Origin of the sequence: Thiothrix winogradskyi, from assembly GCF_021650935.1 — a bacterium.
Lineage (GTDB): Bacteria > Pseudomonadota > Gammaproteobacteria > Thiotrichales > Thiotrichaceae > Thiothrix > Thiothrix winogradskyi.
In genome coordinates this window covers 814,955-828,269 of record NZ_CP091244.1, presented here as the reverse complement: position 1 = coordinate 828,269, position 13,315 = coordinate 814,955, and the positions used below count along the sequence as shown (strand labels likewise).

Sequence of the window (13,315 nt, the reverse complement as noted above, 5' to 3'; positions counted from 1 at the left end):
GCATGAACCCAACTACCTTTGATACCACGGGCTTTGCCCGCGCTTATGCCGCCCCGTTACGCGGTGAATTCCGCAGTTCGCCGGAAGATTTTATCGTCGATGAGCAAATGGAAATTGCCCTCACCGGCAGTGGTGAACATTTGTGGGTGCAAGTCCGCAAAACCGGCGCGAATACCGACTGGGTGGCAGGGCAACTCGCCCGCTGTGCCGGTGTGCCTGCCAAGGAAGTCGGTTACGCGGGGCTGAAAGACCGCCATGCGATCACCACGCAATGGTTTAGCCTGCAATTGCCGGGCATTGCTGACCCGGATTTTGCTGCCCTGCCTGCTGAAATCGAAGTTCTCCAGCAACAGCGCCATGACAAAAAGCTGCGACGCGGCGCGTTGGAAGCCAACCGTTTCATCCTCACCTTGCGGCAGTGCAGCGGTGATTTCGCTGAAGCGGCTGCGATTTGCGAACAAATCAGCCAGCAGGGGATTCCCAATTACTACGGCGACCAGCGTTTCGGGCATAACTTCGGTAATTTGCGCAAGGCAGAACGCTGGTTTGCGGCAGGCGTAGAACCAAAGCAACGTAACCAGCGCAGCTTGTATTTGTCAGCAGCGCGTTCGTGGATTTTCAATAATGTGTTGGCGCAACGGGTCGCAGACGGAACCTGGAATCAGCGCGTGCCGGGCGATGTGTTTATGTTTGAAGGCGGCAGCGCGTGGTTTGCCGACGACGCCAGTGCGGAATTGCCTGCACGGTTGGCAACGCAAGCCATCCACCCAACCGGCGTCTTGTGGGGACGTGGCGAATTGCCCACCGCAATCGAAGCACGCGACTTGGAAGCCGAACAAGCCGCACGTTTCCCGATCTTTTGCGCGGGGCTGGAAAAGCAGGGTTTGAAACAGGAACGCCGTGCCTTGCGTGTCAATGTGGGTACGGTGGGGTTTGAGGTGGTGGATGAGAGCACCTTGCGCCTGAGTTTTGCCTTGCCAGCGGGGGCTTATGCCACGGTGGTGTTGGAGCAGTTGGGGATGTTTACCCACTTCGCCAGCATCGTTACCAACCCGGCAGGGTCGATAGGTTTGCTTAAATAATCATCCATCCCCGCCTCAATGCACTTCGCCCGTTCGGTGGAAATCGCGTGGGCGGTCATGGCGACAATCGGTAAATGCAACCATTGCGGCTGTTGGCGAATCAATTTAACCGCTTGATAACCATCCATTTGTGGCATTTGAATATCCATGAATACCAGATGAAAGGTGTTTGTCTCCAAAGCTTCCAGCGCTTCGAGACCGTTATTCGCCACCGTAACCGTCACACCTAAGCGCTGCAATAATTCACCCGCCACTATTTGATTCAACAGATCATCTTCCACCAATAAGACCTGCGCCGCCTTGAACAGCCCCGTGGCTTGCGCGAAGGGTGTATTAATCGGCACAATATCGACACACGCTGTAAACGCAACGCTGAAACTAAACGTGCTGCCGTGCCCTTCTGCGCTTTCCAGCCTGATCTCGCTACCCATCAGCCGCGCCAGCGATTGACTGATGGCTAACCCCAAGCCGCTACCGCCGTGCCGCCGCGAAAAGGAGCTATCCGCTTGCGAAAACGGTTTAAACAGTTTTGCCTGTTGCGCCACACTGATACCCATACCGGTGTCGGTCACGCTGAATTGCAAGCGGATAATGCCATCGTCAGCCTGCAAGCGTGTCACCCGGATACACACCTCGCCCGCATCGGCAAACTTAACGGCATTACTCACCAAATTCAGCAAAATCTGCGCAAGGCGTTGCGGGTCGCCAATCAAACAGGTCGGCACATCCTCAGCAACTTGAATCTGAAACCCCAAGCCTTTTTGCCGCGCTTGCTCTTCAAACAAGTAGCTTATTTGCTGCAACACATCACTGAGCCGAAACGCGGTGGGGTTGAGCGCAAGCTTACCGGCTTCTATTTTGGCGACATCAAGAATATCGTCGATAACTCCCAGCAAGAGTTTGGAGGATGCCTGCATTTTGTTGATGTAATCGGCTTGTTGTGCCGTGAGTTCGGTATGTTGCAGCAAATACCCCAAACCAATCATTGCGTTCATCGGGGTACGGATTTCATGGCTCATGTTTGCCAGAAATTCGCTTTTGGCTTGATTGGCGCGATCCGCCTCTTCCTTGGCTTGTTGCAGCGCGGTATTCAAACGGGTCAATTTGCGATTCCAGTAAAAGATCCCCAGCAATAAGAGCGTCGCAGTAATGGAGACTTCCCAGATCAGGGAATAGTCGGTGCTGTCAATAAGATTGACTGAACTCCAAGTGCGCTTGATGGTGTTATGGTCGGTCTGGGTCAGTGAATCGACCGCTTTTTGCATGATGCTGAGAAGTTCGGGGGCATCATTGCGCACCCCGATGGAAATGGGGTAGGTGTCATCGAGTTTGCCGATGATTTTCAGGTTATACAAACCTTGCTGGACAATTTGCACCCCATGCTCGAAGGACGCTACCCCAGCATAGACATCACCACTTTCGACCGTTTTGAATAGAAGTTCTGACGATTCCACACCAATAAAAGTGGTAGCAGGATACGTCTGCCGCAATGTATCCGCGATGGCTCCCTTGGCTGGTACTGCGATCTTTCTATCCGCAATGTCCGCAATCGACTGGATGAACGCTTGATCAGGTTTGGCTAATAGAACATGCGTGGTCAGGTAATACGGCGTGGTAAACGCCAGATACGCTTCACGCTCAGGTGTTTTGACTGCACCTGATACAAAATCACACTTGCGTTCGCTGGCAAACTGCAAGGCTTCGTGCCAGCTATTGCTAACCACTGGTTGCAAAGGAATATTCAACCGCTGAGAGAGGAATCGCAGGTAGTCGGCGAAAATGCCTTTGTGTTTGCCATCCTCCAAGAAATCGTAAGGTTTCCAGACGGGGCTGAAGCAATAGCGCAGCGGTGCGCCTTGGCGTTTTTCGAGCCATGCTTGTTCTGCTTTGCTTAAAGCAATATCAGTGGCGGGCGGTGTTTGCTCAATAGCTAACGTATTCGCCGTTGCCAAGATCAACAGACCACACCAGAGAATGAGGAGCAAGCGTTTCATACGCACACTAAAACACTGCGGCGCATGATTAATCCGGCCACACGGTGCTGCCATCGGGGTACGGCGTTGCTGCTGGCGGTTGCACGGTTTGCAGGGCAGCAGCGGCTTTGGTCTTGCGCATGGAATGGATTAACTGTGCGCCGGTTTTATCTAAATTACTCATGTTTAGTGCTCGGCTCCATCTGGTTGATCACCAAGAGTGCCTTGAGGTCAGGGTTGCTTTCCCGTGCGCTAGCAATGCCTTCGTTCACCGCCACTGTCGCCCACAAATCCAATGGGGAAGGCAACACGGGAATAACGACAACATCCGCCGACGCAAGGGCAGCTTGTGTCTGTTCTGATTGTAGCTGGGGCGGGCAGTCGATCAGAATATGTTGGTAATCATCACGGTATTGCGCCACCGCGTTACCGACATTAGCGGTGGCATCAAAAACGGCGGGCATGTTTGCATTATCGACCATTGCCGCCCAATGCAAAATGGAACCCTGCGGATCGGCATCCAGCAGGCAAGTGGCAGCTTGCTCACTCAACAAGGTTGCAAGATTAATCGCCAACGTGGTTTTACCAACGCCGCCTTTGTTGCCGATAATGGCGATAACGCTCATGAAGCACGTGCCTCGTAGTGATGAAAACTGCTGTGGTTTGATCACGTGTTATTGGCATGACCAAGGTGTTACTGTTACGTTAATATCTCACAATATGCTTTAATCTAATAGCCATTACCGAATATCCTGCTATCGGTCTGTGGTGCTTGTATTTGAATGCCCGCCACTCGAACACAGAAGTGATGTTTTCGATAAATTCGCAATGGTTGTGCCAATCAAGAGTAGACGTGGGAAAATGCTACAATGGTCAAGAACGCAATCAGCAACCAAAGGGTTGAATAAATGAATACCTATACAGGTTTACAATCCATCCAGTTACAAAATTACCGCTGTTTCTCCGACTTGACCGTTGAACTGGATAAGTATATGACAGTTTTGGTGGCTAATAATGGTGCAGGCAAAACGACCGTACTGGATGCTATTGCGGTATCACTAAGTGCTTTCGTGGGAGCATTTCATAACGGCAAGCGGTATGGAATTTCCAAAGATGATGTCTTACTTAAGATCATGGACACCGAAATCCTTGAGATGGAAGCTCAGTACCCATCCATCTTCATCTGTAAGGGCTTGATTCTAGGAGAGGTTGTCGATTGGGAGCGTCGGATGAACACCCCGCATTCCTACAATACATTCAAGGAAGCAAAGCAGGTTATAGATATTGGTACCCGGCTACAAACATCAATTGCTGACGAAGAAAACAGCGATGTTATTCTTCCTGTCATTGCTTATTACGGAACAGGCAGGCTTTGGGCGCAGAAAAAAATGACAGGAAACAAAGTGTTCTCGTCAGAATTCTACTCAAGAACTTCGGGCTATCTGGATTGCTTGGATCCAGCATCAAGCTATAAATACTTTGTTGACTGGCTGCGCTATACATCAAAAGCTCATAACCAGTTACGTGACCAAAATATAGAAAAATTTGGTGAACGCGGCTTACACATGACGACCCCTTATCAAGCCTTGCTCAAGGGGATCGGCTCGGTGGTTGATGTGTGTTTGGCTGAAACAGGCTGGCATAATCTACGCTTCAGTGATATTCATGATCAACCTATCATTGAACATCGCAAATATGGGATGTTGGCAGTAAACCAGCTATCTGATGGTATTCGCAACATGATCGCCATGATTGCTGACATTGCTTATCGTGCAGTACGATTGAATAAGCAGTTTAAAGAAGATGCCCCTCTTAAATCACCTGGTATTGTCTTAATTGATGAAGTGGATATGCACCTGCACCCAAGCTGGCAGCAGAATGTGTTAGCCCACTTGCGTAAGGCATTTCCTCACATGCAGTTTGTGGTCACAACCCATAGCCCCCAAGTCTTATCAACTATTCCCAGTGAAAATATCCGGCTGCTGACCGAAAATATTGATGGCAAAACTATTGCCGCCAAACCAGTCGCCGAGAGCTATGCCCGCACGAATGCGGACGTATTGGAAACCGTGATGCAGGTCAGCCCGATGCCAAAAGTGAAAGAAAGTGCTGATTTGGAACGGTATCGCCAGATCATCGAACAGGGTGACTGGAACTCTCCCAAAGCACAGCAATTGCGCCAAAAACTGGAAGATGCCTTGGGTAAAAGTCATGCTGAGTTAATCAGGTTGGATACCGTAAAGCGCAGAAGGGAACTGCTGGGATGAGAGCAATTTTCAAGAGAGAGGCGAATCACCATTTGGCAAGGCGGCATCAAACACCTCCAGCAACTTCAGAAGAAGCGCGGCGCAGTTGGAAGAATTTTCGCGGACAACGGAAAAAAGCCACCCAAAACAGATGCCTGCATGACGAACAATATAGCTTGTGTGCATACAGTGAGATTCCACTTGTTGATGGCACAGGCAGAAATCAGGGCTTGGGGGCGCATCTGGATCATATTGAGCCGCGATCGACCAACCCCAACAGGACTTTTGACCATACGAACCTGATTGTTTCTGCGATTGATGATGAAGCACTCGGACAACTTGCCAGACACGATGTTTTTGGTGGTCATGCACGTTTGGAATGGTGGAACCCTGATGCGTTTATTCATCCTTTGCGACCAAACTGTGCACGTTATTTTCATTATGAAGCAAGCAGCGGACGTGTCGTGCCCAATACAAACATGCCACGCCGTGACAGGGCTAAGGCACGATTAACCATTTATAAGCTCAATCTGAATGCAGCGATTTTAGTGAATTGGCGAAGAACATGGTTGGCACAGAAGGCTGAACTGATTGAAACCTTTCTGGATCAGCCTGAAATTTTGAAACAACTAGCTAGGCAAGAGCTACTGCCTCACGAGGGCATATTAAAACCATTCCACTCTGCTGTAAGCCAACTGTTTGGCTCAATAGCAGAGGAAATATTGGTGGAGATGGGTTAGCTCAAGTTAAGAGATTTCTGGGCTTAAACCAACACCACTACCAACTCCTTCGGCCCATGCACCCCATACGCCAGCGTCTGCTCAATATCCGCCGACTTCGACGGCCCGGAAATCAGTAGCGCATTCGTCGGCATTCCCATTTGCACCCAGCCTTGCGCCTGCACCGCTTCCGCAAACGTGGTGTAAAGCTTATTCACTTCCAGCAGCGCAATATGCACGGGTGGAACCAGCGACATCAAACGCGGTTCGTCAACGGATGGCATCACGATCAACGTTCCCGTTTCCGCAATTCCGCCATACGTGCCCGTAAACGCGGCATCTATCCCGTAAAACATTTCCTGTTTCCAGCTTTCAATGGGCTGATCGTAGGTTTTGAGAGTGGGAAAGCGGTCGGCTTGCGCGTGAATCTGTTTGCCCAGCACCGTTTCCGGCGAAACCAACAAGTTGTTCAAACCCTTGGCAGCACACACTTGGCTGACGACATCCAGCCACGTTTCGGCCGTGGCGTGATGTACTTCGGCGCGTACTGCGACCATGCGTTCGGTAAAACGCCGTACCCGTTCCGCCGTATCCCAATCGTAAGAAACCCCTCCTAACCTCCCCTTGTCAGGGGAGGAATAAGAGGTGTGGGAGGGTTGGGGAGGGGTTTCTTTCAAACGAGCGAGAATATTGGCGCGTGCAGTATTACTCATGGTCGACTCCCAGATTTTTTACTTGTTGGTGCAAAGTGGATTCCGCCAGTTTCGGCGCACTACGTACCGTTGTCCACGCGCCCAAATTGGTCGGTAACATGCCTTTGAAGTGCGTCGCCAGCGACGAACCGGCATGGTAAATCGTTGGATGCGTTGCCGCCCACGCCCAGGTTTTCCATGTCGCTGCTTCACTCAAAGTACGGCGTTTACCCGAACCCACGGTGTTGGTATTGGCGGTATCCCTGCGCACCCCGTCGTAACGCAAGCGGTTGAGAATACTGGGAATCGGAATGCGTACCGGGCAAACTTCGCTACACGCACCGCACAAGGTTGAGGCTTGCGCCAATTCGCCATGCACATCCAACCCCGCTTTTTGCGGCTCTAAAATCGAGCCAATCGGCCCCGGATACACCGTGCCATAACTGTGTCCACCAATGCGCACGTATACCGGACAATGGTTAATACACGCCCCGCAACGAATGCAACGCAGCGTCGCCAGCAATTCCGGGTCACTGTAAATATTGGAACGCCCATTATCCAGCAACACCAAATGCACCTCTTCGGGGCCATCCTTTTCCCCCGGCTTACGCGGGCCGGAAATCATATTGAAGTAGGTGGTAATCGGTTGCCCCGTTGCCGAGCGCGTCAAAATGCTCAATAGCGGCGGCACATCGCTCAGGCTTTCCACCACTTTTTCAATGCCCGTGACCGCGATATGCACCGATGGCGCGGTTGTGGACATCCGCCCGTTGCCCTCGTTTTCCACCAGACACAACGTACCCGTTTCTGCCACCATGAAATTCACGCCGGAAAGCCCCACCGTTGTCGCGTAAAACTTGTCGCGCAAAATGCGCCGCGCCATTTGCGTCAATTCATCCACGTCTTCGGTGTAAGGAATGTCGGGGAATTTTTCGTGGAACAACTTGGCAATCTGTATGCGGTTTTTGTGAATCGCGGGCATGATAATGTGCGACGGCGCTTCGTGGTCGAGCTGGATAATGAATTCGCCCAAATCCGATTCCAAGGCTTCAATGCCCAAGGCTTCGAGGAAATGGTTTAAGCCCATTTCTTCCGACACCATCGACTTGCCCTTGATGATCGACTTGGCGTTATGCTTTTGCAAAATCGACAACACGATTTGGTTGGCTTGGTCAGTGGTTTCAGCCCAATGCACTTGGATGCCGTTGCGGGTCAGGTTGGCTTCGAGCGTTTCCAGCAATTCCGGCAGCTTGCTTAGGGCATTGGCGCGGATTGCCATGCTTTGGGTGCGCAAGCGTTCCAGTTCGGCTTTGTCGGGGAATTGGTCGAGGCGGCGCGTCATCAAGCCATCCATTGCGCGGTAAAAATTGGCGCGGACTTCGGGCTTTGCGAGGTTGGTGCGGACGGTGGTGCGGAAAGTGGATGTCATGGTGTACCCTCCGTCGTGTTCCCTTCGACTTCGCTCAGGGAACGATCTGTCCGTTGGCTGAGCGAAGTCGAAGCCATGCTAGTACGCTCCCACAAAAACTCCGCAATATGCTGATGCGGAATCGCATCCCCCTGCTTTTCCATCGTCCCGCTAATATTCAGCAAGCAACCACACTCCTGACTAATCAGGCGGTCTGGCTGTGCATGGCGAATGTGGGTGACTTTATCCAGCACCATCGCCGCCGAAATTTCCGGTTCTTTCACCGCGAACGTGCCGCCGAAACCGCAGCATTCGGGTTTACGTGCGTGTTCCACCCGTTGCACATTGCTGAGTTGCCCCAGCAATGATTCGATCTTGTCGGCAACACCCATTTCACGGCGGGCGGAACAGGACGTGTGTACCGCCACTGTTACGGGTTCGCCCAAATCTTGCAGCTCAATGTGCAGCACATCGACGAGGAATTCGGTGAGTTCGTACACGCGGCTGGCAACATCCACCGCTTGCGCTTCGTCCGGTTGCCCCGCGAAGAGTTCGGGGTAATGCACTTTCATCATCCCCGCACACGAACCGGAGGGAATCACGATGGGAATGGGTTTGGGGAACAGCGCGATTTGCGCCCGTGCCACGCTACGCGCTTCGTCACGGTAGCCGGAGTTCCAAGCGGGTTGTCCGCAACAGGTTTGTGCGGGTGGGAAAATGACTTTCACCCCCGCACGTTGAATCAATTGCATCGCCGACACACCCGCTTGCGGGTACATCAAATCGACGAGGCAAGTGCCAAAAAAGTAGATGGTGTCAGGTATGGGGGGCATGGGTTTACCTTCCAAGCAAAGTAAGGTGGCGCAACGAACGCACTTTGCGGGCTTCGTCTGCGTCGATGGATTTGAGGGAATCTTCCACAAAAGCCAGATGTTCTTGCGCGGCTTTGCGGGCGCGTTCGGGGTCGCTGGCAAGGACGGCTTCCATCAGTTCACGGTGCTGATTCTTGAGCGGATCGAACACACGCGGGATGGTGTAGAGCTTATCCAGATTGTGCGAAATGCTGTTTTGCAGCAGTTCAAACAGGTTTTTCATGACGTGCAACAGCACCAGATTGTGCGAGGCTTCGACAATCGCGAGGTGGAAATCGGCATCGGCGCGGGCTTCGTCCATCGGGTCGGCGTTGCCGTGGCGTTGAATCATGATCTCGAAACAATCGCGGATATTGGCTTTGTCGTCATCGGTGGCACGCAAAGCAGCGTACCAAGCGGCATTGCCTTCTAGCGCGTGGCGGATTTCCAGCACATCGAAACGGTATTCGGGATTGTCGCGGAACAACTCGACCAATGGGCTGCTGCACGGCGCGTTGGCGTGTGGCGTATCGCTTTGCACAAACGTGCCGCCGCCCGGCTTGGAAACCAGCAAGCCGCGACTGTTCAGGGTTTGGATGGATTCGCGCAGCGAGGGGCGCGATACGCCGAATTGTTCAGCCAAGGCGCGTTCGGCAGGCAAACGTTCGCCCAGCGTGAAATGTCCGCTGGTGATCATCTGTTCCAGTTGTTGAGTGAGTTGCTCGGCGATACGTAATTTCTTCATGGCTTCCGCTCTTTTGGTCTTACCAATTTCGGCTATCATAAAAGCCTGAAAGTTTTATTGCAAGTGAATTAGATTGTGTATTGACAAGGACTTACGAAAAGCCCCAGAATTCATGGTCTTACCAGTTGGTCATTTTAGCTAAATTGGTAAGACCAATCATATTCAGGAGGAGGAGTTCTCAATGAGTCAAACGTTACTTTCGTTACTGGCATTTTTGCCCTTGGTGCTAGCAGCCGTGCTGCTAGTGGGATTGAACTGGCCTGCACGGCGAGCGATGCCCGTGGTATTTGTGGTGACGGCAGCGATTGCGCTGACCGCGTGGGAAATGACCTTCAACCGGGTGCTGGCTTCTACCCTGCAAGGTCTGATTCTGACGGGTGCCATTCTGTGGATTATTTTCGGGGCAATCTTGCTGCTGAATACGCTGAAACATTCGGGGGCGATTACCGCGATTCGGGCGGGATTCTCGAATGTCAGTACCGATCGGCGCATTCAGGTCATTATCGTGGCTTGGTTGTTTGGCTGCTTTATTGAGGGTGCATCCGGTTTTGGTACACCCGCAGCGGTGGTCGCACCGTTGATGGTAGCCTTGGGTTTTCCGGCAATGGCAGCCGTCATGGTCGGAATGATGGTGCAATCCACGCCCGTATCGTTTGGCGCGGTGGGTACACCAATTGTGGTGGGCGTTTCCGGCGGTTTGGATAAAGCCGGTATCAGCGAAACTCTGACAGCGAATGGCTCTAGTTGGGAAGTGTTTTACGCGCTGATTACCTCTGAGGTGGCGATTACCCACGCGATTATTGGCGTGTTAATGCCGTTGTTTATGGCGATGATGCTGACCCGTTTCTTTGGGCGTAATAAGTCGTGGACGGAAGGTTTGGCGGTTGCGCCATTTGCGATTTTTACCGGTTTGGCGTTTGTGATTCCTTACGCGCTGGCTGGCGTGTTTTTAGGGCCGGAATTCCCTTCTATCATTGGTGCGTTGGTCGGTTTGTCATTGGTTGTGCCTGCGGCGCGTGCCGGTTTCCTCGTGCCGAAAAAATCGTGGGATTTTGCCCCACCGAGCGAATGGGCAGCGGAATGGATGGGCAGCATCGAAATCAAACTGGATAGCCTGACCGCAAAAGCACCCGTGTCGATTGGCATGGCGTGGTTGCCGTATGTCTTGCTGGCGGCGTTGCTGGTGTTGTCACGGGCGAATGCCGATGTGAAAGCTTTCCTCAACAATACCTTGGTATTGCCTTGGGTGGATATTCTGGGTGAAAAAGGCATTTCCGGCAAAATCGAGTTCTTGTACTTGCCGGGTGGCATTATGGTGTTGGTGGTGCTGGCGACATTCTTCCTGCATCGCATGAAATTTTCTGAGTTGAAAGCGGCAGTGGGCGAGTCTTCGCGGACGTTGCTGGGTGCGGGCTTTGTATTGATTTTCACCATTCCAATGGTGCGGATTCTGATTAACTCTGGGGTGAATCTGGCGGATTTACCGTCTATGCCACGTGCAATGGCGCAATTGGTGGCGACCAGTGTAGGTGATGTTTACCCGTTCTTTGCTCCGGCAGTTGGGGCATTGGGCGCGTTTATTGCTGGCTCGAATACCGTTTCTAACCTGATGTTGGCGCAATTCCAATTTGATACAGCGGGGTTGATTGGGGTATCGGGTGCAATGTTGGTGGCGGTGCAAGCGGTGGGTGCAGCAGCGGGCAATATGATTGCGATTCACAACGTGGTGGCAGCATCGGCAACGGTAGGCTTACTAGGGCGTGAAGGGCAAACCATTCGTATGACGATTATTCCGACGCTGTATTATTTGGTGATGGCGGGCATTATTACCATGATTGCCATCCATTTCTTAGGCGTGACTGACCCATTAATGTGAGGCAAGTGCCATGAACCATCCCCTGATCACCACCCTGCAAGGCATTGTGGGCGCGGATAAGCTGACGACCGGGCAACGCCGTACTGAGTATTACCGTACTGGTTTCCGTTCGGGCAGTGGCACAGCATTGGCGGTGGTGTTTCCGCAAACGCTGCTGCATTTGTGGCGCGTGCTGCAAGCCTGTGTGGATGCGAACACCATTATTATCATGCAGGCAGCGAAAACCGGCTTGACGGAAGGCTCGACCCCCAGCGGGGACGATTACGACCGTGAGGTGGTGGTGATCAATACCTTGGCGATGGACGATTTGGTGCTGTTGAATGGTGGTGAACAGGTGTTGAGTTTTCCCGGTGCAACCTTGCACAAGTTGGAAAAACTGCTCAAACCGTTGAAACGTGCGCCGCATTCGGTGATCGGCTCGTCCTGTTTGGGCGCGTCGATTGTCGGTGGAGTGGCAAATAATTCCGGCGGGGCATTGGTCAAGCGCGGCCCGGCTTACACCGAAATGGCGCTGTTTGCGCAGGTGAATGAACAGGGCAAGCTCGAAATGGTTAACCATTTGGGCATTGCCTTGGGCGAGTCGCCGGAGGAGATGATTACGCGACTGGAGTCTGACGATTTTGCGAAAGACGGGGTGGATGACGGCGGTAAGCTGGCATCGGCTCGCGACTACGTGGCGCGGTTGCGCGATGTGGATGCGGCAACACCGGCGCGTTTCAATGCCGATGAAAGCCGCTTGTTTGAAGCCAGCGGGTGCGCGGGGAAATTGGCGGTGTTTGCGGTGCGGCTGGATACGTTTCCGATGGTGCAGCAGGAACAAGCATTTTACATTGGCACGAATGACCCGCAGGTGTTGACGCGCTTGCGTCGGCACATCCTCAGTCAGTTTGAAAATGTGCCGGAAGTGGGCGAATACATGCACCGCGATATTTTCAATATTGCGGAAAAGTATGGCAAAGATACCTTCCTGACGATTGAGAAGTTGGGGACGGATGTGATGCCGAAGTTGTTTGCGATTAAGGGGCGTACCGATGCGACGTTGAACAAGTTGCCGGTGTTGCCCAAATATTTGAGTGATCGGGTGATGCAGGGGGCAAGCCGTTTGTTTCCGCAGCATTTGCCGGATCGTTTGTTGGAATTCCGTGACCTTTATGAACATCACTTGATTTTGAAAATGAGTGAGGGCGGGATTGCGGAGGCGCAGGCGTTTTTGCCGGAATTCTTTGCGGATACGGGCAATGCGGGGGCGTATTTTGAGTGTACGCCGCAGGAGGCGAGTAAGGCGTTTTTGCAGCGGTTTGCGGCGGCGGGCGCGGCGATTCGTTACCAGACCTTGTTCAGTGATCAGGTCGGCGAAGAAATGTTGGCGTTGGACATTGCGTTGCGGCGCAATGATGCGGATTGGGTGGAAGTGTTGCCGGAACACATTCGCAGCCAAATTGAACATACCTTGTATTACGGGCATTTTATGTGCCACGTTTTCCATCAGGATTACATTCTGAAAAAGGGTGCGGATGCCCATGCGGTGAAAGCGGCGATGCTGGAATTGCTGGATGCGCGGGGGGCGAAATACCCGGCGGAGCATAATGTGGGGCATTTGTATAAGGCGGAAAGTGGCTTGCGAGAGTTCTACAAAAAGCTTGATCCGACCAATACGTTTAATCCGGGGATTGGGAAGATGGAGAAGTATAAGCGGAATTGTAGTTGTTGTGGGTGATAGCTG

At 52.5% G+C, this 13,315-nt stretch carries 12 protein-coding genes; 5 read left to right on the top strand and 7 right to left on the bottom strand.

Annotated elements, in window-relative coordinates:
- Nucleotides 1-2: 2 nt before the first annotated feature.
- Nucleotides 3-1,082 (top strand): tRNA pseudouridine(13) synthase TruD, encoded by a 1,080-nt coding sequence (gene truD, locus L2Y54_RS04330; RefSeq protein ID WP_236500057.1) that lies wholly within the window; start codon nt 3-5, stop codon nt 1,080-1,082.
- Here the strand turns inward: truD and L2Y54_RS04325 are convergent.
- From L2Y54_RS04325 to L2Y54_RS04320, 3 genes are read right to left on the bottom strand one after another with little or no spacing between them, the layout of a single operon-like run.
- The gene (locus L2Y54_RS04325) at nt 989-3,076 is read right to left on the bottom strand and encodes a response regulator (protein ID WP_236500056.1); all 2,088 of its coding nucleotides are present in this window, start codon (nt 3,074-3,076) and stop codon (nt 989-991) included. The two genes, truD and L2Y54_RS04325, sit on opposite strands and share 94 nt — an antisense overlap.
- Before the next feature lie 28 nt (nt 3,077-3,104).
- A complete protein-coding gene (locus L2Y54_RS21675; protein ID WP_255697869.1) occupies nt 3,105-3,239 on the bottom strand; it encodes a hypothetical protein in 135 nt (44 codons plus the stop codon).
- On the bottom strand, nt 3,232-3,681 hold the full coding sequence (locus L2Y54_RS04320) for a ParA family protein (protein WP_236500055.1): 450 nt from the start codon (nt 3,679-3,681) through the stop codon (nt 3,232-3,234). Before L2Y54_RS04320 ends, L2Y54_RS21675 begins: the two co-directional genes overlap by 8 nt.
- 282 nt (nt 3,682-3,963) lie before the next feature.
- Here L2Y54_RS04320 and L2Y54_RS04315 point away from each other — a divergent pair, with 282 nt between their 5' ends.
- Nucleotides 3,964-5,322 carry an AAA family ATPase gene (locus L2Y54_RS04315; protein WP_236500054.1) on the top strand — a complete coding sequence of 453 codons (1,359 nt, stop codon included), beginning with the start codon at nt 3,964-3,966 and terminating at the stop codon, nt 5,320-5,322.
- Nucleotides 5,319-6,041, top strand: a complete 723-nt coding sequence (locus L2Y54_RS04310) for a retron system putative HNH endonuclease (RefSeq protein WP_236500053.1) — start codon at nt 5,319-5,321, stop codon at nt 6,039-6,041. Before L2Y54_RS04315 ends, L2Y54_RS04310 begins: the two co-directional genes overlap by 4 nt.
- A gap of 23 nt (nt 6,042-6,064) precedes the next feature.
- Here the strand turns inward: L2Y54_RS04310 and L2Y54_RS04305 are convergent, their stop codons facing one another.
- The 4 genes from L2Y54_RS04305 to L2Y54_RS04290 are packed head-to-tail and all read right to left on the bottom strand — an operon-like array spanning nt 6,065 to nt 9,716.
- Nucleotides 6,065-6,733 carry a LutC/YkgG family protein gene (locus tag L2Y54_RS04305; RefSeq protein WP_236500052.1) on the bottom strand — a complete coding sequence of 223 codons (669 nt, stop codon included), beginning with the start codon at nt 6,731-6,733 and terminating at the stop codon, nt 6,065-6,067.
- On the bottom strand, nt 6,726-8,141 hold the full coding sequence (locus L2Y54_RS04300; protein WP_236500051.1) for a LutB/LldF family L-lactate oxidation iron-sulfur protein: 1,416 nt from the start codon (nt 8,139-8,141) through the stop codon (nt 6,726-6,728). Before L2Y54_RS04300 ends, L2Y54_RS04305 begins: the two co-directional genes overlap by 8 nt.
- On the bottom strand, nt 8,138-8,953 hold the full coding sequence (locus L2Y54_RS04295) for a (Fe-S)-binding protein (RefSeq protein WP_236500050.1): 816 nt from the start codon (nt 8,951-8,953) through the stop codon (nt 8,138-8,140). The genes L2Y54_RS04300 and L2Y54_RS04295 overlap by 4 nt, the downstream gene beginning before the upstream one ends.
- Nucleotides 8,954-8,957: 4 nt before the next feature.
- Nucleotides 8,958-9,716 (bottom strand): FCD domain-containing protein, encoded by a 759-nt coding sequence (locus L2Y54_RS04290; RefSeq protein WP_236500049.1) that lies wholly within the window; start codon nt 9,714-9,716, stop codon nt 8,958-8,960.
- A gap of 181 nt (nt 9,717-9,897) precedes the next feature.
- On the opposite strand from L2Y54_RS04290, the gene L2Y54_RS04285 reads away from it, so the two are divergent.
- Complete coding sequence (locus L2Y54_RS04285) at nt 9,898-11,592, top strand: L-lactate permease (protein ID WP_236500048.1); 1,695 nt, start codon at nt 9,898-9,900, stop codon at nt 11,590-11,592.
- Nucleotides 11,593-11,602: 10 nt separating this feature from the next.
- Nucleotides 11,603-13,309: a D-lactate dehydrogenase gene (gene dld, locus L2Y54_RS04280; protein ID WP_236500047.1), complete on the top strand. Its 1,707-nt coding sequence runs from the start codon at nt 11,603-11,605 to the stop codon at nt 13,307-13,309.
- Nucleotides 13,310-13,315 lie beyond the last annotated feature (6 nt).